Annotated in this window: 15 protein-coding genes and 1 tRNA gene; 12 read left to right on the top strand and 4 right to left on the bottom strand. The window is 68.3% G+C overall.

What is annotated here, in order from left to right; translation table 11 throughout:
* Nucleotides 1–270 precede the first annotated feature (270 nt).
* A complete protein-coding gene (gene polA / locus OG985_RS34025) occupies nucleotides 271–2,997 on the bottom strand; it encodes a DNA polymerase I (RefSeq protein ID WP_371672189.1) in 2,727 nt (908 codons plus the stop codon).
* 231 nt (nucleotides 2,998–3,228) lie between these two features.
* Between polA and OG985_RS34020 the strand changes: the two genes are divergently transcribed.
* The 9 genes from OG985_RS34020 to OG985_RS33980 all read left to right on the top strand — a co-directional run bounded on the left by OG985_RS34020 (nucleotide 3,229) and on the right by OG985_RS33980 (nucleotide 13,211).
* The gene (locus OG985_RS34020) at nucleotides 3,229–5,508 is read left to right on the top strand and encodes an FdhF/YdeP family oxidoreductase (RefSeq protein ID WP_371672188.1); all 2,280 of its coding nucleotides are present in this window, start codon (nucleotides 3,229–3,231) and stop codon (nucleotides 5,506–5,508) included.
* 56 nt (nucleotides 5,509–5,564) lie between these two features.
* Nucleotides 5,565–6,053, top strand: coding sequence for a PaaI family thioesterase (locus tag OG985_RS34015; protein ID WP_371672187.1), 489 nt, complete (start codon nucleotides 5,565–5,567; stop codon nucleotides 6,051–6,053).
* A gap of 83 nt (nucleotides 6,054–6,136) precedes the next feature.
* Entirely contained in the window at nucleotides 6,137–6,574 is a 438-nt protein-coding gene (locus OG985_RS34010) for a hypothetical protein (protein WP_371672186.1), read from the top strand.
* Nucleotides 6,571–7,203, top strand: a complete 633-nt coding sequence (locus tag OG985_RS34005) for a Tat pathway signal sequence domain protein (protein ID WP_371674581.1) — start codon at nucleotides 6,571–6,573, stop codon at nucleotides 7,201–7,203. The genes OG985_RS34010 and OG985_RS34005 overlap by 4 nt, the downstream gene beginning before the upstream one ends.
* Before the next feature lie 271 nt (nucleotides 7,204–7,474).
* On the top strand, nucleotides 7,475–8,704 hold the full coding sequence (locus OG985_RS34000; RefSeq protein WP_371672185.1) for a branched-chain amino acid ABC transporter substrate-binding protein: 1,230 nt from the start codon (nucleotides 7,475–7,477) through the stop codon (nucleotides 8,702–8,704).
* A 112-nt stretch (nucleotides 8,705–8,816) separates the two neighbouring features.
* Nucleotides 8,817–9,749, top strand: a complete 933-nt coding sequence (locus OG985_RS33995) for a branched-chain amino acid ABC transporter permease (RefSeq protein WP_371672184.1) — start codon at nucleotides 8,817–8,819, stop codon at nucleotides 9,747–9,749.
* A gap of 5 nt (nucleotides 9,750–9,754) precedes the next feature.
* A complete protein-coding gene (locus OG985_RS33990; RefSeq protein WP_371672183.1) occupies nucleotides 9,755–11,581 on the top strand; it encodes a branched-chain amino acid ABC transporter permease in 1,827 nt (608 codons plus the stop codon).
* A 5-nt stretch (nucleotides 11,582–11,586) separates the two neighbouring features.
* Nucleotides 11,587–12,498, top strand: a complete 912-nt coding sequence (locus OG985_RS33985; protein WP_371672182.1) for an ABC transporter ATP-binding protein — start codon at nucleotides 11,587–11,589, stop codon at nucleotides 12,496–12,498.
* The gene (locus tag OG985_RS33980; RefSeq protein WP_371672181.1) at nucleotides 12,495–13,211 is read left to right on the top strand and encodes an ABC transporter ATP-binding protein; all 717 of its coding nucleotides are present in this window, start codon (nucleotides 12,495–12,497) and stop codon (nucleotides 13,209–13,211) included. The genes OG985_RS33985 and OG985_RS33980 overlap by 4 nt, the downstream gene beginning before the upstream one ends.
* A gap of 80 nt (nucleotides 13,212–13,291) precedes the next feature.
* On the opposite strand, the gene OG985_RS33975 is transcribed toward OG985_RS33980, so the two are convergent.
* Entirely contained in the window at nucleotides 13,292–13,948 is a 657-nt protein-coding gene (locus OG985_RS33975; protein WP_371672180.1) for an ANTAR domain-containing response regulator, read from the bottom strand.
* Between the two features lie 94 nt (nucleotides 13,949–14,042).
* On the opposite strand from OG985_RS33975, the gene OG985_RS33970 reads away from it, so the two are divergent.
* A tRNA-Leu gene (locus tag OG985_RS33970) sits at nucleotides 14,043–14,126 on the top strand.
* A gap of 84 nt (nucleotides 14,127–14,210) precedes the next feature.
* Entirely contained in the window at nucleotides 14,211–14,999 is a 789-nt protein-coding gene (locus OG985_RS33965) for a helix-turn-helix domain-containing protein (RefSeq protein ID WP_371672179.1), read from the top strand.
* On the opposite strand, the gene pyk is transcribed toward OG985_RS33965, so the two are convergent.
* Together pyk and OG985_RS33955 are read right to left on the bottom strand one after the other, a co-directional pair.
* The gene (gene pyk, locus OG985_RS33960) at nucleotides 15,000–16,436 is read right to left on the bottom strand and encodes a pyruvate kinase (RefSeq protein ID WP_371672178.1); all 1,437 of its coding nucleotides are present in this window, start codon (nucleotides 16,434–16,436) and stop codon (nucleotides 15,000–15,002) included.
* A 223-nt stretch (nucleotides 16,437–16,659) separates the two neighbouring features.
* A complete protein-coding gene (locus OG985_RS33955; RefSeq protein WP_371672177.1) occupies nucleotides 16,660–17,376 on the bottom strand; it encodes an SIMPL domain-containing protein in 717 nt (238 codons plus the stop codon).
* A gap of 148 nt (nucleotides 17,377–17,524) precedes the next feature.
* Here OG985_RS33955 and OG985_RS33950 point away from each other — a divergent pair, with 148 nt between their 5' ends.
* Nucleotides 17,525–19,324, top strand: a complete 1,800-nt coding sequence (locus OG985_RS33950; protein ID WP_371672176.1) for a bifunctional UDP-sugar hydrolase/5'-nucleotidase — start codon at nucleotides 17,525–17,527, stop codon at nucleotides 19,322–19,324.
* Nucleotides 19,325–19,349 lie beyond the last annotated feature (25 nt).

Raw genomic sequence — 19,349 nt, 5'->3', positions numbered from 1 at the left:
CCCTTTGGGGCATTGCCGGGCCGCACGGGACTACGCCTGGCCTGCTGGGCCGCCCTCCCCGTACCCCGCCCGCGCGTGCGTGGGGGCTGGGCGCGCAGTTCCCCGCGCCCCTTTGGGGCACTGCCCGACCGTGCGGGACTACGCCTGGCCTGCTGGGCCGCCCTCCCCGTACCCCGCCCGCGCGTGCGTGGGGGCTGGGCGCGCAGTTCCCCGCGCCCCTTTTGGGGCGCTGCCGGGCCGTACGTTGCGTCGGCGGTCCGGGCGACCCGGCTAGTGTGCTGCGGACTCCCAGTCGGGGCCCACCCCTACCGACACGTCGAGTGGGGCTCGGAGCTGTACCGCGCCCGCCATCTCGCGGCGGACCAGTTCCTCCACGGCCGTGCGCTCGCCGGGGGCGATCTCCAGGACGATTTCGTCGTGCACCTGGAGGAGCATGCGGGACCTGAGGTCCGCTTCCGTGAGTGCCCGGTCGACATCGAGCATGGCGATCTTGACGATGTCCGCCGCCGTGCCCTGGATGGGCGCGTTGAGCGCCATGCGCTCGGCCATCTCGCGACGCTGACGGTTGTCGCTGTTCAGGTCGGGCAGGTAGCGGCGGCGGCCGAAGAGGGTCTCGGTGTAGCCGGTCGCCCTGGCCGCGTCCACGGCCAGCCGCAGGTAGTCCCGTACTCCGCCGAAGCGCTCGAAGTAGGCGTCCATGAGGGCGCGTGCTTCGGCCGCCTCGATGTTCAGCTGCTGGGAGAGGCCGAAGGCCGACAGCCCGTACGCCAGCCCGTACGACATCGCCTTGATCTTGCGGCGCATCTCCGCGTCCACCGCGGAGCGCTCGACGCCGAACACCTGCGAGGCCGCCGTGGTGTGCAGGTCCTCGCCGGAGGTGAACGCCTCGATCAGACCCGCGTCCTCGGAGAGGTGGGCCATCACACGCAGTTCGATCTGGCTGTAGTCGGCCGTCATCAGGGACTCGAAGCCCTCGCCGACGACGAACCCGCGGCGGATCGCCCGGCCCTCGTCGGTACGGACCGGGATGTTCTGCAGGTTCGGGTCCGTCGAGGACAGCCGGCCGGTCGCGGCCACCGTCTGGTTGAAGGTCGTGTGGATACGGCCGTCCGCCGCGACCGTCTTGATCAGGCCCTCGACCGTGACGCGGAGCTTGGCCTGCTCGCGGTGGCGGAGCATGACGACGGGCAGTTCGTTGTCGGTCTGGGCGGCCAGCCAGGCCAGGGCGTCGGCGTCGGTGGTGTAGCCCGTCTTCGTCTTCTTCGTCCTGGGCAGGCCCAGCTCGCCGAACAGAACCTCCTGGAGCTGCTTGGGCGAGCCCAGGTTGAACTCGTGCCCGGCCGCCGCGTGCGCCTCCTTCACGGCCTGCTGCACGGCGCCGGCGAACATCTGCTCCATGGCCTCCAGATGGGCCTTGTCGGCGGCGATGCCGTGCCGCTCCAGCCGGGCCAGGAGGGCGGAGGTGGGGAGTTCCACGTCGCGCAGGAGGTCGGCCGCGCCGACCTCCTCTAGGCGGTTGGTGAAGGCCTCCCCGAGGTCGAGGACGGCACGGGCCTGCACCATCAGCGCCTCGGCCTCCGCGCCGTCGTCGGCGCCGAAGGCGAGCTGGCCGTCGGCTGTGGCGGCGGGCGCCAGCTCCCGGCCCAGGTACTCCAGGGACAGCGCGTCCAGGTCGAAGGAGCGGCGACCGGGCTTGACCAGGTAGGCGGCGAGCGCGGTGTCCATGGTGACGCCGGCGACGCTCCAGCCGTGCTCGGCGAAGACCCGCATCACGCCCTTGGCGTTGTGCAGGACCTTGGGCCGGCCGTCGTCGGCCAGCCAGGCCGCGAACGCGCTCTCGTCGCTCTCGTCCAGCTGGGAGGGGTCGAACCAGGCCGCCGCGCCCCCGGCCGCGGCGAGCGCGACCTCCGCGACCGAGCCCGTGCCGAGGGCCCAGGTGTCGACCGTGGCGAGGCCGAGGACCTCCGTGGCGTGTTCGGCGAGCCAGGGTGCCACCTCGCCGGTGCCGAGCACGCTGGCGTCCAGCTCCACGCCCGCGAGAACCACGGGGGTTTCCTCGGCCTCCTCGGCGCCCGGGTCGACGGCCAGCAGCCGCTCGCGCAGCGAGGGGTTCCTGATCTCCAGGGTGTCGAGGACCATCGCGACGCCCTTGCGGTCGTACGGAGCGCGCTCGAGGTCGGTGACCGTCCCGGGCAGTTCGACGGTCCGCACCATCTCGGTGAGCCGCCGGTTGAGCTTGACGGCCTCGAGGTGGTCGCGCAGGTTCTGCCCGGCCTTGCCCTTGACCTCCTCGACGCGCTCGACGAGGTCCGCGAACGAGCCGAACTGGTTGATCCACTTCGCCGCCGTCTTCTCGCCCACACCGGGGATGCCCGGAAGGTTGTCGGACGGGTCGCCCCGCAGGGCCGCGAAGTCGGGGTACTGGGCGGGGGTCAACCCGTACTTCTCGAAAACCTTCTCCGGGGTGAACCGGGTCAGTTCGGAGACGCCCTTCGTGGGATACAGCACCGTGGTGTGCTCGGACACCAGCTGGAAGGAGTCCCGGTCGCCGGTGACGATCAGCACGTCGAAGCCCTCGGCCTCGGCCTGGGTGGCGAGCGTGGCGATGACGTCGTCCGCCTCGAAGCCGTCGATCGCGAACCGGGAGACGTGCATCGCGTCGAGGAGCTCACCGATCAGCTCGACCTGGCCCTTGAACTCGTCCGGCGTCTTGGAGCGGTTGGCCTTGTACTCCGTGAACTCCTCGGAACGCCAGGTCTTGCGGGACACGTCGAAGGCCACCGCGAAGTGCGTGGGCGACTCGTCACGCAGCGTGTTGGCCAGCATCGACGCGAAGCCGTAGATCGCGTTCGTCGGCTGACCCGTCGCGGTGGTGAAGTTCTCCGCGGGCAGCGCGAAGAACGCGCGGTAGGCCAGCGAGTGCCCGTCCATGAGCATGAGCCGCGGGCGGCCCTCGCCGGAGGTCTTGTCCGTCTTCTTCGATGCTGTCTCTGCCACGCCCCCGATCCTGCCACGCCCCACTGACAGTCGGACCCGGCCCCGCCCACGACGAGCGGCCCGCACCCGCCCCTCGCGCCCCCGAAGCCCCGCGACCATTGCTCGCGTCCCGCGCCCGCCCGGCCGCGATCGATGTCGGTCTCACGTGCGAGGATCGAAGAGGTGCGGTTCCGGGGATCTCGCCCCCGGGACGCAGTGCACGCGCCGGCGAATGCGAAGGAGAGCGCCGCCATGGCAACGAAGCCGCCCAAGGGTGATCCGGTCCAGGACGCGCCGCAGGTCGCCGGGCCCAAGCACGCGGCGGCGGGACTCCCTGCCATCGGTCACACCCTGCGCATCGCCCAGCAGCAGATGGGAGTGAAGCGCACCGCGCTGACCCTGCTGCGCGTCAACCAGAAGGACGGCTTCGACTGCCCGGGCTGCGCCTGGCCGGAACCGGAACACCGGCATGCGGCGGAGTTCTGCGAGAACGGCGCGAAGGCGGTCGCCGAGGAGGCCACCCTGCGCCGGGTCACCCCGGAGTTCTTCGCCGCGCACCCCGTCGCCGACCTCGCCGGCCGCAGCGGCTACTGGCTGGGCCAACAGGGGCGCCTGACGCACCCCATGTATCTGCCCGAGGGGGGCGAGCACTACGAACCGGTGACCTGGGAGCGTGCCTTCGACATCGTCGCCGAGGAGATCACCGCCCTCGGCTCCCCCGACGAGGCGCTCTTCTACACCTCCGGACGCACCAGCAACGAGGCCGCCTTCCTCTACCAGCTGTTCGCGCGCGAGCTCGGCACCAACAACCTGCCCGACTGCTCGAACATGTGCCACGAGTCGTCCGGCTCCGCCCTGTCGGAGACCATCGGCATCGGCAAGGGCAGCGTCCTGCTGGAGGACCTCTACAAGGCCGACCTGATCATCGTGGCCGGCCAGAACCCCGGCACGAACCACCCGCGCATGCTCTCCGCCCTGGAGAAGGCGAAGGCGAACGGCGCGAAGATCATCAGCGTCAACCCGTTGCCCGAGGCGGGCCTGGAGCGCTTCAAGAACCCGCAGACCCCGCAGGGCATGATCAAGGGCGCCGCCCTCACCGACCTGTTCCTGCAGATCCGTATCGGCGGCGACCAGGCCCTGTTCCGGCTCCTCAACAAGCTGATCCTCGAAGCCGGGGGCGCGGTCGACGAGGCGTTCGTGCGCGAACACACCCACGGCTTCGAGGAGTTCGCCGCGGCCGCCCGCGACGCCGACTGGGACCAGACACTCACCGCGACCGGCCTCTCGCGCGCGGAGATCGAGAAAACCCTGCGCATGGTCCTCGCCTCCCAGCGCACGATCGTGTGCTGGGCGATGGGCCTCACCCAGCACAAGCACTCCGTGCCGACCATCCGTGAGGTGGTCAACTTCCTTCTGCTGCGCGGCAACATCGGCCGTCCGGGCGCGGGCGTGTGCCCGGTCCGCGGCCACTCCAACGTGCAGGGCGACCGCACGATGGGCATCTTCGAACGCCCCGCGCCCGCCTTCCTGGACGCCCTGGAGAAGGAGTTCGGCTTCGCCCCGCCGCGCGAGCACGGCTACGACGTCGTCCGCGCGATCCGCGCCCTGCGTGACGGCGAGGCGAAGGTCTTCTTCGCCATGGGCGGCAACTTCGTCTCCGCCTCCCCCGACACGGAGGTCACCGAGGCGGCCATGCGGCGCGCGCGGCTCACCGTCCACGTGTCGACCAAGCTCAACCGTTCCCACGTCGTCACGGGCGCGCGGGCCCTGATCCTGCCCACCCTGGGCCGCACCGAGCGCGACCTGCAGGGCGGCGGCGAGCAGTTCGTGACCGTCGAGGACTCGATGGGCATGGTGCACGCCTCCCGCGGCCGCCTGGAGCCCGCGAGCGCCCACCTGCTGTCCGAGCCGGCCATCGTGTGCCGTCTGGCGCGCCGGGTGCTCGGCACCGGCAGCAAGGTCGCGTGGGAGGACTTCGAGAAGGACTACGCCACGATCCGCGACCGCATCGCGCGGGTCGTCCCCGGATTCGAGAACTTCAACGCGCGCGTGGCCGATCCGGGCGGCTTCGCCCTGCCGCACGCCCCGCGCGACGAGCGCCGCTTCCCGACCGCCACCGGCAAGGCCAACTTCACCGCTGCCCCGGTCGAGTACCCCGCACTGCCCGAGGGACGGCTGCTGCTGCAGACCCTGCGCTCGCACGACCAGTACAACACCACGATCTACGGCCTCGACGACCGCTACCGGGGCATCAAGAACGGCCGCCGGGTGGTCCTGGTGAACCCGGAGGACGCCCGCACGCTGAAGCTGGCCGAGGGCTCGTACGTCGACCTGGTCAGCGAGTGGAAGGACGGGGTCGAGCGACGGGCCCCCGGCTTCCGCGTCGTGCACTACCCCACCGCCCGTGGCTGCGCCGCCGCGTACTACCCCGAGACCAACGTGCTGGTCCCGCTGGACGCCACCGCCGACACCAGCAACACCCCGGCCAGCAAGTCCGTGGTGGTGCGTCTGGAACAATCGGCAACCGACTGAGCGTTTGCTCAGCCGACGAGCAGCCGTACTGGTCACGAGGAAACGGAGCCCGGTCCATGGGCGAGCAGCATCACGTGAAGTTCCCGCAAGAGGTCGTCGACGAGTACGCCGCGCTCGGCGTCGACCTGCCGGCCCTGTTCTCCGCGGGGCACCTCGGGACGCGCATGGGCGTGCAGATCCTGGAGGCCTCCGCCGACCGCGTCGTCGGCACGATGCCGGTCGAGGGCAACACCCAGCCGTACGGACTGCTGCACGGCGGCGCCTCCGCGGTGCTGGCCGAGACCCTCGGCTCGGTCGGCTCGATGCTGCACGGCGGCAGCTCCAAGCTCGCCGTCGGCGTCGACCTGAACTGCACCCACCACCGCGGGGCCCGCTCCGGCCTGGTCACCGGAGTGGCCACGCCCGTGCACCGGGGGCGGTCGACGGCGACGTACGAGATCGTGATCAGCGACGACGAGGGGCGTCGGGTGTGCACCGCGCGGCTCACCTGCATGCTGCGGGACGTGAACTCCGGCGACGCGCAGCGGGTGCGCGCGGCCGGCTGACGACGCTCCCGCACCGGGCCGGCGGCGCACCACCCCACCCCGGCCACTGGCCCGATCCGCCGGACAGGCCATAGCGTCAGGGCATGGAAACGGGAGGAGCCCGCCGACCGGGGGCCGCGCTCGGGTTCGCCCTGTCCTCGGCGCTGATGACGGGCGCGCTGCTCTCCGCATGCGGAGAGTCCGGCTCCACAGCCACCACCGAGCCCGCGACCGTCACGACCGCCGACAGCGCCGGCCCGGCATCCGCGTCCGCGGCGGCCACGCCGCCCGCGGACCTGTGCACCCGGATCGTCGCCCACTGGTCGCGCGAGGCGCTGACCGAGAACACCTACGGGGACTACCAGTCGATGGGCCTGTCGAACGGTCAGTACGCGATCCTGCGCAGCGTCGTGGACGCCGCCCGCGCCGTGAAGAAGCGTCAGGGCGCCGAAGCGGCGGACCGGTTGATCGACCGCAGGGCGCGCGAGGACTGCGAGGAGCGGTACCGCGCCGGCGGTCCGAGCGACGGGCCGTGGCAGTGAGCGGCGTCGGTCCCGTCGAGTCGGGCGAGGGCACGCACGCGTGGGACACGACCGCACCCGACTCCCCTCCCCCCGCCCGCCGTTCACGCGGCCGTCTCGCCAACTGGTACGCCGGGCACCGCCGCGCCGCGCTCGCCGCGGCGACGGCCGCCGCACTTCTCGCCGGCGGCGGCTACCTCTACGGGTCCCGGCCGCAGAAGCCGCCGCCGCCCGAGGCCCCGTATCCCGCCCAAGTGGTCGACGTCACCTACCTCGACGACGTGGCCACGCCGAAAGGGGTGCGGCCGGGGAGCTTCAGCTTCGCGGTTCTGCTGAGCGTGGAGTCCGGTCCGCCGGTCACCGTGACCCGTGTGTCGCAGCCCTACGCCGGTATCTCCCTGACCTCGGCCCCCCGGGCACCGTTCCGGACGAAGGCGGGCGCCGGCCGGAAGATCGTCGTCACCATGCACGTGATGGACTGTCGCAAGGCCCCGAAGGGCGCCGGACTGCCTTTCCTTGACGTAACTCTACGTAATACGCGTGCAATACAAGTGCAGAGTTACATCCTGGGCACGCGCTATGCGCATGACCTTTCCGAAGCCGTACAAGTCGCCTGCAGCAACGATTTAGGTAATCACCAAAACAGCTGAGTCGCCTGAACGCACGCGCGTTCGTCCTGCACGTTCTCACCATGCGGACAGGGCGAATCGGCCTGAATTCCGCCGTTCCACCCACCGAGTACCGCTCTGCATTACCTCGTGTCATAACAAGAGCGTCACAGCATGGGTCAGACCCTCCTCCCCGTCAGCTTCACCCGCTTAGAGTCACGCCCAGTCACCGCGCAGCTGGAATACCCCTTCGGTTCAGCGCTCGACTCGGCCTCTTCCAGGGGGGAGGGCCGCCCAGGGAAAGGACTGGAACGTGCGTCAACGTTCGCTCATCGCCATTACCGCCGCGCTGTCTGCGGGAGCACTCACCCTCACCGCCTGCGGCTCGCGTGACAGCGACGACAAGGGCTCCGACTCCGGCGACGGCACCACCGTCACCATCGGCGTCGACGCCCCGCTGACCGGCGACCTGTCCGCGCTGGGCCTCGGTATCAAGAACTCCGTCGACCTCGCCGCCAAGACGGCCAACAAGCAGAAGTACGTCGACGGCGTCACCTTCAAGATCGTCGCCAAGGACGACCAGGCGCAGCCCTCCGCGGGCCAGCAGAACGCCACCGCCCTGGTCGCCGACAAGAGCGTCCTCGGCGTGGTCGGTCCGCTGAACTCCTCCGTCGCCGAGTCGATGCAGAAGGTCTTCGACGACGCCAAGCTGGTCGAGGTCTCCCCGGCCAACACCAACCCGGCGCTCACCCAGGGCACCGACTGGGCGACCGCGAAGAAGCGCACCTACTCGTCGTACTTCCGTACCGCGACCACGGACGCCATCCAGGGCCCGTTCGCCGCCCAGTACGTCTTCAACGACGCCAAGAAGAAGAAGGTCTTCGTCATCGACGACAAGAAGACCTACGGCGCCGGCCTCGCCGGCACCTTCACCGCGGAGTTCAAGAAGCTCGGCGGCAAGATCGCCGGCACCCAGCACATCAACCCGGACAGCAAGGACTTCTCCGCCGTCGCCACCCAGGTGAAGAACTCCGGCGCCGACGTCGTCTACTACGGCGGCGAATACCCGCAGGCCGGCCCCCTCAGCAAGCAGATCAAGGCCGCCGGCGCCAAGATCCCCGTCGTCGGCGGCGACGGCATCTACGCCGAGGACTACATCAAGCTGGCCGGCTCCTCCGCCACCGGCGACCTCGCCACCTCCGTCGGCGCCCCCGTCGAAACCCTCGCCTCCGCCAAGGAGTTCGTCGCCAACTACAAGGCCGGCGGCTACAAGGAGGAGTACGGCGCCTACGGCGGCTACTCCTACGACTCCGCCTGGTCGATCATCGAGGCCGTCAAGAAGGTCGTCGACGACAACGACGGCAAGCTCCCCGACGACGCCCGCGCGAAGATCACCGCCGCCGTCCAGAACGTCTCCTTCGACGGCGTGACCGGCAAGGTCTCCTTCGACGAGTACGGCGACGCCACCAACAAGCAGCTCACCGTCTACGCCATCGAGAACGGTGCCTGGAAGGCCGTCAAGTCCGGTACCTACACCGGCTGACACCCACACCCGCACCACAGCTGAGCCGCGCGGGGCGCTGTTCCACAAGCGCCCCGCGCGGACTCGCATCCGGCCCCCCGTCGAACATCCGAACCGTCTCGGAGGACATGCGGTGAACGAACTGCCGCAGCAGCTGGTCAACGGCCTGCTACTGGGATCCATGTACGGCCTTGTCGCCATCGGCTACACAATGGTCTATGGCATTGTCCAGCTCATCAACTTCGCCCACGGCGAGATCTTCATGACCGGAGCGTTCGGCGCTCTCACGGTCTACGCGTACGTACTGCCCGACGGCACATCCATGGCGATAGCCCTGCCACTGATGCTCGTCGGAGCCGTGATGGTCTCCGTGACCGTCGCCGTGGGAGCGGAACGTTTCGCCTACCGTCCCCTCCGCAACGCACCCCGCCTCGCCCCGCTCATCACCGCCATCGGCCTCTCCCTCGCCCTCCAGCAGGCCGTCTGGGCCTGGTACCCCGAGGCCAAGTCCGCCCGCGTCTTCCCGCAGATCGACGGCGGCCCCTTCGAGTTCGGCAACGTCACCATCCAGACCGGCGACGTCTTCCTCCTCATCGCCGCCCCCATCAGCATGGCCATCCTCGGCTACTTCGTCATGAAGACCCGCACCGGACGCGGCATGCAGGCCACCGCCCAGGACCCCGACACCGCCAAGCTCATGGGCGTCAACACCGACCGCATCATCGTGATCGCCTTCGCCCTCGGCGCCACCTTCGCCGCCATCGGAGGCGTCGCCTACGGCCTCAAGTACGGCCAGATCTCCTTCACGATGGGCTTCCTGCTCGGCCTCAAGGCCTTCACCGCCGCCGTCCTCGGCGGCATCGGCAACATCTACGGAGCCATGATCGGCGGCGTCGTCCTCGGCATCGCCGAAACCCTGGCCACCGCCTACATCGCCGACATCCCCGGCATGGGCCAGTTCGGCAGCAACGCCTGGGCCGACGTCTGGGCCTTCGTACTCCTCATCCTCGTGCTCCTGCTGCGGCCCCAAGGTCTGCTGGGCGAGCGCGTCGCCGACAGGGCGTGACACCGATGACGACACAGACCACCGCACCCGAAGCGCCGCTCGACAACACCGCTTCCACACCGGCCGGCCTCATCGGCATCCCGGCGCACATCGGCCGCGCCCTCGTCACCGGCGGCGGCATCCTCACCATCATCTCCGCCTTCCTCGCCTGGACCTGGACGTCCGCCTTCCCCGGCGACCTCACCGTCTACGGCTACCCCGGCGGCCTCCAGGTCCTCGCCCTCATCGGCGGCGCCCTCACCACTCTCTTCGCCCTCGCCTCCTACGGCATCAAGGGCCTCGGCTGGCTCATCCCCGCCGGCGCCGACGGCGCCATCAAGTTCGCCGCCCTCGCTACCTTCGCCACCAGCTGGTACACGGTCATCGCGATCAGCAACGACCTCGGCGGCGTCGTCAACCTCGAACTCGGCGGCTACCTCGTCGCCCTGGGCAGCCTCACCGCCCTCCTCGGCTCCCTCGCCCTGCCCTTCGAGCACCCCGCCGCCGACCCGATCGACCCCGACGACACCTCGTGGGAGCACCGCAAGCACAAGGCCGCCCACCAGTGGGAGACCATCAAGGCCGCCTTCGCCGCCGGCCCCGCCCGGCCCGTCGGCAAGCTCCCCTCCTACGCCGAGATCCTGATCATCGTCGCGGTCCTCGCCCTCGGCCTCACCGTCTTCACCTACGGCATCGGCACCGAGTACGACGAACTGTTCGTCGGCTTCCTCATCACCGCCGGCCTCGGCTTCGCCGCCCTCAACAAGTCCGGCCTCGTCGCCCAGGCCAGCCAGATCACCGCCCGCCACCAGAACATCACCACCTGCGGCGCCTTCATCGCCGCCGCGATGTTCCCCTTCACCCAGACCGACGACCAGTACGCGACCGTGGGCGTCTACATCCTCATCTTCGCCACCGTCGCCCTCGGCCTGAACATCGTCGTCGGCCTCGCCGGCCTCCTCGACCTCGGCTACGTCGCCTTCCTCGGCGTCGGCGCCTACGCCGCCTCACTCGTCTCCGGCTCCCCCAGCTCCCCCTTCGGCGTCCACTTCCCGTTCTGGGCCGCCGCCCTGGTCGGCACCGCCGCCTCACTCGTCTTCGGCGTCCTCATCGGCGCCCCCACCCTGCGACTGCGCGGCGACTACCTCGCCATCGTCACCCTCGGCTTCGGAGAAATCTTCCGCATCACCGCCAACAACCTCGACGGCACCTCCGGCCCCGACATCACCAACGGCTCCAACGGCATCTCCTCCATCCCGAACCTCGACATCCTCGGATTCGACTTCGGAGCCGTCCACGACATCGCCGGCTTCTCCATCGGCCGATTCGCCAACTACTTCTTCCTGATGCTGATCATCACCGCCATCGTCGTGACCGTGTTCCGACGCAGCGGCGACTCCCGCATCGGCCGCGCCTGGGTCGCCATCCGCGAGGACGAGACCGCCGCCCTCGCCATGGGCATCAACGGCTTCCGCGTCAAACTCATCGCCTTCGCCGTCGGCGCCTCCCTCGCCGGCCTCGCCGGCACCGTACAAGCCCACGTCACCTACACCGTGACCCCCGAGCAGTACGTGTTCGCCGGCCCCATCCCGCCCAACTCCGCCTTCCTGCTCGCCGCCGTCGTCCTCGGCGGCATGGGCACCATCAGCGGACCCCTCATCGGCGCCTCCCTGCTCTTCCTCATCCCCAACAAGCTCCAGTTCCTCGGCGACTACCAACTCTTCGCCTTCGGCCTCGCCCTGATCCTCCTGATGCGCTTCCGCCCAGAAGGCCTCATCCCCAACCGGCGCCGCCAACTCGAATTCCACGAAGACGCCGAAGCACCCACAGTCCTGAGCAAGACGGGGGCCTGACACCGATGACCACCGACACCACCACCAAGGACGCCACCCCGGGCGCAAACGCCCCCGGCGAAACCGTCCTCGACGCACGCGGCGTCACCATGCGCTTCGGCGGCCTCACCGCCGTACGCAACGTCAACCTCACCGTCAACAGCGGCGAGATCGTCGGCCTCATCGGCCCCAACGGCGCCGGCAAGACCACCTTCTTCAACTGCCTCACTGGCCTCTACATCCCCACCGAGGGAGAGGTCCGCTTCAAGGGCAACGTCCTGCCGCCCAAATCCTTCAAGGTCACCGCCGCAGGCATCGCCCGCACCTTCCAGAACATCCGCCTGTTCGCCAACATGACGGTCCTGGAAAACGTCCTCGTCGGCCGCCACACCCGCACCAAAGAAGGCTTCTGGTCGGCCATCCTCCGCCTCCCCAGCTTCCACCGGGCAGAAAGCGCCTCCCGCGAACGCGCCATGGAACTCCTCGAGTTCGTCGGCCTCGCGAGCAAAGCCGAACACCTCTCCCGCAACCTCCCCTACGGCGAACAACGCAAGCTGGAAATCGCCCGCGCCCTCGCCAGCGACCCCGGCCTCCTCCTGCTCGACGAACCCACCGCCGGCATGAACCCGCAGGAAACCCGCGCCACCGAGGAACTCGTCTTCGCCATCCGCGACAAGGGCATCGCCGTCCTCGTCATCGAGCACGACATGCGGTTCATCTTCAACCTCTGCGACCGCGTCGCCGTCCTCGTCCAAGGCGAAAAACTCATCGAAGGCGACAGCGCCACCGTCCAGGGCGACGAACGCGTCATCGCCGCCTACCTCGGCGAACCCTTCGAAGACGCCCCCGGCCACGAGGAAATCCGCGAAGTCGAAGCCGCCGAGGCCAACGCCGACACCACGACGGACGCCGCGCCCGGCAAGGAGAACGACCGATGACCGCACTCCTCGAGGTCGAGGACCTCCGCGTCGCCTACGGCAAGATCGAAGCCGTCAAGGGCATCTCCTTCAAGGTCGAAGCCGGCGAAGTCGTCACCCTCATCGGCACCAACGGCGCCGGCAAAACCACCACCCTGCGCACCCTCTCCGGCCTCCTCAAGCCCGTCGGCGGCCAGATCAAGTTCAACGGCAAGTCCCTCAAGAAGACCCCCGCCCACCAGATCGTCTCCCTCGGACTCGCCCACTCCCCCGAGGGGCGGCACATCTTCCCCCGCATGACCATCGAGGACAACCTCCGCCTCGGCGCCTTCCTCCGCAACGACAGAGCAGGCATCGAGAAGGACATCCAGCGCGCCTACGACCTCTTCCCCATCCTGGGAGAACGCCGCAAGCAGGCCGCCGGCACCCTCTCCGGCGGAGAACAGCAGATGCTCGCCATGGGCCGCGCACTCATGTCCCAGCCCAAACTCCTCATGCTCGACGAGCCCTCCATGGGCCTCTCCCCGATCATGATGCAGAAGATCATGGCGACCATCTCCGAACTCAAGGCCCAGGGCACCACCATCCTGCTCGTCGAACAGAACGCCCAGGCAGCCCTCTCCCTCGCCAACCACGGCCACGTCATGGAGGTCGGCAACATCGTCCTGTCCGGCAGCGGACAGGACCTCCTCCACGACGAATCCGTACGCAAGGCGTACCTCGGCGAGGACTGACCCCACCACGGCACACGACGAGGCCCGCGCCCCTGATCCCAGGGGCGCGGGCCTCGTTCGTCACGTAGGCGGGGCTGCGATCAGCCCTTGGACGCCTTCTTCTCGTCGGCGTCCTGGATGACCGCCTCGGCGACCTGCTGCATCGACATACGACGATCCATCGACGTCTTCTGGATCCACCGGAACGCGGCCGGCTCCGTCAGCCCGTACTCCGTCTGCAGAATCGACTTCGCCCGGTCCACCAGCTTGCGCGTCTCCAGCCGCAGGGTGAGGTCCGCGACCTCGTTCTCCAGCTCCCGCAGCTCCGTGAACCGCGAGACGGCCATCTCGATCGCCGGCACGACATCACTCTTGCTGAACGGCTTCACCAGATACGCCATCGCACCGGCGTCCCTCGCCCGCTCGACCAGGTCGCGCTGCGAGAAGGCGGTCAGCATCAGCACCGGGGCGATACGCTCCTCGGCGATCTTCTCGGCCGCCGAGATGCCGTCCAGCTTCGGCATCTTCACGTCGAGGATCACCAGGTCGGGCTTGTGCTCACGGGCCAGCTCGACGGCCGCTTCACCGTCACCGGCCTCGCCGACGACGCTGTAGCCCTCCTCCTCCAGCATCTCTTTGAGGTCGAGCCGGATCAGGGCCTCGTCCTCGGCGATGACGACACGGGTCGTCAGCGGAGGCACGTGCGACTTGTCGTCGTCGGGCGCGTCTACGGGCTGGGGCGACTCGGGGGCGGTCACGGGGGCTCCTCGTTCAGGGGCGGGTACTGCTGACAAGAGCCTACCTAGCTGCACCTCGACATGGTCACCCGGTACACTCCTCTCGGGTTGGCCAGCCGGGTTGGCGCAACTGGTTGACGCGGAGGTCTCAAACACCTCTGTCCGAAAGGACGTGTGGGTTCGAATCCCATACCCGGCACATTTTTTGAAGCGGAGGGGCACGTTCTCGTGAACCTCCGCTTTTCACTGCACTCGGTTACATACAGTGACGCAGAGTGGTCGCATGAACTTCCATGGCACTCAAGTACGACAAAGGGCACTCGCTCTTCTCCGGGACGGCGCCAAGAACGCGGACGTGGCCCGAAGCCTCAACGTCCCTCTCGGAACGATCGGCTATTGGAAGCATCTGGACCGGGCGAGGCGGAACGAGTGCCCGGGTAGGCACGAGGCCAAATGCCCCCGATGCGATGGCCGAAAGCTCGACGAGTCGGCCTACAGCTACCTCTTTGGCCTCTATCTGGGCGATGGCCACGTCAGCCACTACTCCGAGCACCGCGTACCCAACCTCATGATCACGTGCACCGAGTCATGGACCGGCCTCATGGACGACTGCGAAAAAGCCATGCGTACGGTTTTTCCGGACAATTCCGTGTGCCGCGTCCGCAGAACCGGCTGCAGCAACGTGAAGGTCTACTCGAAGCACCTGCTCTGCATGTTTCCCCAGCACGGTCCTGGCAAGAAGCACGAGCGCCCGATCATCCTGGAATCCTGGCAGCAGGAGATCGTCGACGCTCACCCCTGGGAATTCATCCGCGGTCTCATCCACTCTGACGGCTGCCGCATCATCAACTGGACGACTCGCCTCGTCGCCGGGGAGCGCAAGCGCTACGAATACCCTCGGTACTTCTTCGCCAACAAGTCAGACGACATCCGGAAGCTCTTCACGGACACTCTCGACAAGGTCGGCGTCGAGTGGACCACTCTCGCTCGCGGCAGCGACCCGTTCAACGTCTCAATCGCCCGCAAAGCCTCCGTCGCCCTGCTCGACGCCCACGTAGGCCCCAAGTACTGATTACTTGGGGCTGTCGTCCTCGCCCACGTGGTGGACGCGGACCAGGTTCGTCGAGCCCGAGACTCCGGGGGGTGAGCCGGCCGTGATGACGACGATGTCGCCCCGCTCGCAGCGGCCGTACTTCAGCAGCAGCTCGTCCACCTGGTCGACCATCGCGTCCGTGGAGTCCACGTGCGGGCCGAGGAAGGTCTCCACTCCCCAGGTGAGGCTGAGCTGGGAGCGGGTGGCCTGGACGGGGGTGAAGGCGAGGAGGGGGATCGGGGAGCGGTAGCGGGAGAGGCGGCGGACGGTGTCGCCGGACTGGGTGAAGGCGACGAGGAATCTGGCGCCGAGGAAGTCGCCCAGTTCGGCTGCGGCGCGGGCGATGGCGCCGCCCTGGGTGCGGGGTTTGTTGCTTTCCGTCAGGTCGGGGAGGCCTTTGGCGAGGATGTCCTCCTCCGCGGCTTCCACGATCTTCGCCATGGTGAGGACGGTCTGGACGGCGTATTTGCCCACGCTCGTCTCGCCGGAGAGCATGACCGCGTCGGTGCCGTCGATGACCGCGTTGGCGACGTCGCTGGCCTCTGCCCTGGTGGGGCGGGAGTTCTCGATCATCGAGTCGAGCATCTGGGTGGCGACGATGACGGGTTTGGCGTTGCGTTTCGCCAGTTTGATCGCGCGCTTCTGGACGAGGGGGACCTGCTCCAGTGGCATTTCGACGCCGAGGTCGCCTCGGGCGACCATGATGCCGTCGAAGGCGGCGACGATGTCGTCGATGTTCTGGACGGCCTGGGGTTTCTCGACCTTGGCGATGACGGGCAGTCGGTGGCCTTCGTCGTCCATGATCCGGTGGACGTCCAGGATGTCTCTGCCGTTGCGGACGAAGGAGAGGGCGATGACGTCGCAGCCGGTGCGGAGTGCCCAGCGCAGGTCTTCTTCGTCCTTTTTGGAGAGGGCGGGGACGGAGACGGCGACGCCGGGGAGGTTGAGGCCTTTGTGGTCGGAGATCACGCCGCCTTCGATGACGCGTGTGTGGACTCGTGGTCCGTCGATCTCGGTGACTTCGAGGCAGACCTTGCCGTCGTCGACGAGGATGCGTTCGCCGGTGGTGACGTCGGCTGCGAGGCCGGCGTACGTCGTTCCGCATTGTTGGCGGTCGCCTTCGATGCCTTCTTCGACGGTGATGGTGAAGGTGTCGCCGCGTTCGAGGAGTACGGGGCCTTCGGTGAAGTGGCCGAGGCGGATCTTCGGGCCTTGAAGGTCGGCGAGGATTCCGACGCTGCGGCCGGTTTCGTCGGAGGCCTTGCGTACGTGTTGGTAGCGCTCCTCGTGTTCGGCGTGGGTGCCGTGGCTGAGGTTGAGGCGGGCGACGTCCATTCCGGCGTCGACCAGTGCTTTGATCTGGTCGTACGAGTCGGTGGCGGGGCCCAGGGTACAGACGATCTTTGCTCGGCGCATGGTTCGAGCCTAAGACTTACCGGCGGGTAGTGAATTGGTGGGGAATGACTACTCAACAACCTTTGGGTGAAGCATTGTTGACAAGTGTTGCATTGCGCGCCGGGGTGCTCGGATGAGCATTCCGTTTTCGCGGTGGGTGGGGCGGACGAGAATTCGACTTCTTATTCGATAGCCGAATCCTTTCACCGTTGGCGGTCAGCCGTCAGTCGTGGGCTCTCAGCCGTCACAGTTGTGGTGGTGCCATGGTGAAGCGGGCGTTGACCTGGGCGTGGACGTGTTGGCGTTGGGGTTCGAGGTCGAGGGCCGCCGCGATGTCCTCGGTGGCTGCGGCGCGGGCCATGGAGCGCATGCGGCCGGCGGGGGCTGCGGGGTAGGGCTGGGGGGCTTCGGCGCCGATGTCGGCGAGTTCGACGAGGGCCGCGAGTGTGGTCCCGAGTGCGTCGGCGTATTCCCGGGCGCGTTGGACGGCTTCGCGGACGGCTTGTTGGCGGGCTGTGCGGTGGGCGGGTGAGTCGGGGCGCAGGGCCCACCAGGGTCCGTCGACGCGGGTGAGTTCGAGGTCGGCGAGGCGGGTGGTGAGTTCGCCGAGTGCGGTGAAGTCGGTGAGTTCGGCGGTGATGTGGACGTGGCCGTGGTGGGCGTGGACGCGTTCGCCGCGGCCGCGTTCTTTGAGTTCGGGGGTGATGGAGAAGGCGCCGGTTTCGAGGCGTTCGACCGCGTTGCCGTAGGTCTTGATGAGGTCGAGGGCGGTGGTGTTGCGGCGGGTGAGGTCGTCGAGTGCGGTGCGGCGGTCTTTGCCTCGGGAGGCGACGGTGATGCCGATGCGGGCGATTTCGGGGTCGACTTCGAGGTGTGCTTCGCCGCGGACGGCGATGCGGGGTGCGTCGGGGGTGCCGTAGGGGACGGCGGGCTGGGGGTCTTCCGTGGAAGGCGTGGCCATACGTCCCACTCTGTCACGTCTTACCTGGTTGGAGCCCTGCTGATGGCGGGTTAGGTCATCAGATCGCAACCTCGTGGACCTGTTGCCGTCTGTCCTGTGCGGGTCAGAATCTACGCGCGTCGTTGACCTTTCCCCAGGAGAAGCAGACATGCCGTTGAACCGCCGGAAGTTCCTGAAGAAGTCCGCCGCGACCGGGGCGGGGGTCGCGCTGGCCAGTGCCGCGGCGGCGCCGGCCGCCGAGGCCGCGGAGGCGGCGAAGAAGCCCGCGAAGCGGTACTCGCTGACGGTGATGGGCACGACCGATCTGCACGGTCATGTCTTCAACTGGGACTACTTCAAGGACGCGGAGTACAAGGACGCCGCGGGCAACGCGCAGGGGCTGTCGCGCATCTCGACCCTGGTGAACCGGATCCGCGAGGAGAAGGGGCGCGAGAACACGCTGCTGCTGGACGCCGGCGACACGATCCAGGGCACTCCGCTGACGTACTACTACGCGAAGGTGGACCCGATCACCGCCAAGGGCGGTCCGGTGCATCCGATGGCGCAGGCGATGAACGCGATCGGGTACGACGCGGCGGCGCTGGGCAACCACGAGTTCAACTACGGCATCGAGACGCTGCGGAAGTTCGAGTCGCAGTTGCGGTTCCCGCTGCTCGGGGCGAACGCGGTGGACGCGAAGACGCTGAGGCCGGCGTTCCAGCCGTATGTGATCAAGACGTTCTGTGTGAAGGGTGCTCCGCCGGTGAAGGTGGCGGTGCTGGGTCTGACGAACCCGGGTATCGCGATCTGGGACAAGGCGTATGTGCAGGGCAAGCTGGCGTTCCCGGGGCTGGAGGAGCAGGCGGCGAAGTGGGTGCCGAAGCTGAAGTCGCTGGGTGCGGACGTGGTGATCGTGTCGGCGCACTCGGGTTCGTCGGGTACGTCGTCGTACGGTGACCAGTTGCCGTATGTGGAGAACTCGGCGGCGTTGGTGGCGCAGCAGGTGCCGGACATCGACGCGGTGCTGGTGGGTCACGCGCATGTGGAGATTCCGGAGCTGAAGGTCGTCAACGCGAAGACCGGGAGGACGGTCGTGTTGTCGGAGCCGTTGGCGTATGCGGAGCGGCTGTCGGTGTTCGATGTGGAGCTGGTGTTCGAGAAGGGGCGGTGGGCGGTCGAGTCCGTCGCTTCGAAGGTGCTGAACTCCAACACGGTCGCGGACGACCCGAAGATCACGAAGCTGCTGGGTGACGAGCACGCGAAGGTCGTGGCGTACGTCAACCAGGTGGTGGGTTCGGCGACGGAGACGCTGACGACGGTCGAGGCGCGGTACAAGGACGCGCCGATCATCGATCTGATCACGAAGGTGCAGGAGGACGTCGTCAAGGCGGCTCTGGCCGGTACGTCGTACGCCTCGCTGCCCGTCATCGCGCAGGCGTCGCCGTTCTCGCGGACGTCGGAGATCCCGGCCGGCGCGGTGACGATCCGGGACCTGTCCAGCCTGTATGTCTACGACAACACGCTGGTGGCGAAGTTGATGACGGGTGCGCAGGTGCGGGCGTACCTGGAGTACTCGGCGCAGTACTTCGTGCAGACGGCGGCGGGCGCGGTGGTCGACACGGAGAAGCTGACGAACGCGGCGGGGCGTCCGGACTACAACTACGACTACGTGTCGGGTCTGGCGTACGAGATCGACATCGCGCAGGCGGCGGGTTCGCGGATCAGGAACCTGACGTTCAACGGGGCGCCGTTGGACGATGCGCAGCAGTTCGTGCTGGCGGTGAACAACTACCGGGCCAATGGTGGCGGCGCGTTCCCGCATGTGGCGTCGGCGCAGGAGCTGTGGTCGGAGTCGACGGAGATCCGTACGCGGATTTCGGAGTGGGCGACGGCGAAGGGTGTGCTGGATCCGGCGGACTTCGCGTCGGTGGACTGGAAGCTCACGCGGGATGGTGTGCCGGTCTTCTAGGGGTGCGGGGTGGGAGGGCCGGCGG

It is taken from the genome of Streptomyces sp. NBC_00289, from assembly GCF_041435115.1.
GTDB lineage: Bacteria > Actinomycetota > Actinomycetes > Streptomycetales > Streptomycetaceae > Streptomyces.
The sequence above is the reverse complement of the archived record's forward strand: the minus strand, read 5'-3'. Positions and strand labels throughout refer to the sequence as shown.

Excerpts from the sequence above, each read along its gene's own strand:
- OG985_RS34020 (WP_371672188.1), top strand. The coding sequence starts at position 3,229 with ATGGCAACGAAGCCGCCCAAGGGTGATCCGGTCCAGGACGCGCCGCAG.
- OG985_RS34015 (WP_371672187.1), top strand. The coding sequence starts at position 5,565 with ATGGGCGAGCAGCATCACGTGAAGTTCCCGCAAGAGGTCGTCGACGAG.
- OG985_RS34010 (WP_371672186.1), top strand. The coding sequence starts at position 6,137 with ATGGAAACGGGAGGAGCCCGCCGACCGGGGGCCGCGCTCGGGTTCGCC.
- OG985_RS33990 (WP_371672183.1), top strand. The coding sequence starts at position 9,755 with ATGACGACACAGACCACCGCACCCGAAGCGCCGCTCGACAACACCGCT.
- OG985_RS33985 (WP_371672182.1), top strand. The coding sequence starts at position 11,587 with ATGACCACCGACACCACCACCAAGGACGCCACCCCGGGCGCAAACGCC.
- OG985_RS33980 (WP_371672181.1), top strand. The coding sequence starts at position 12,495 with ATGACCGCACTCCTCGAGGTCGAGGACCTCCGCGTCGCCTACGGCAAG.
- OG985_RS33965 (WP_371672179.1), top strand. The coding sequence starts at position 14,211 with ATGAACTTCCATGGCACTCAAGTACGACAAAGGGCACTCGCTCTTCTC.
- pyk (WP_371672178.1), bottom strand. The coding sequence starts at position 16,436 with ATGCGCCGAGCAAAGATCGTCTGTACCCTGGGCCCCGCCACCGACTCG.
- OG985_RS33955 (WP_371672177.1), bottom strand. The coding sequence starts at position 17,376 with ATGGCCACGCCTTCCACGGAAGACCCCCAGCCCGCCGTCCCCTACGGC.
- OG985_RS33950 (WP_371672176.1), top strand. The coding sequence starts at position 17,525 with ATGCCGTTGAACCGCCGGAAGTTCCTGAAGAAGTCCGCCGCGACCGGG.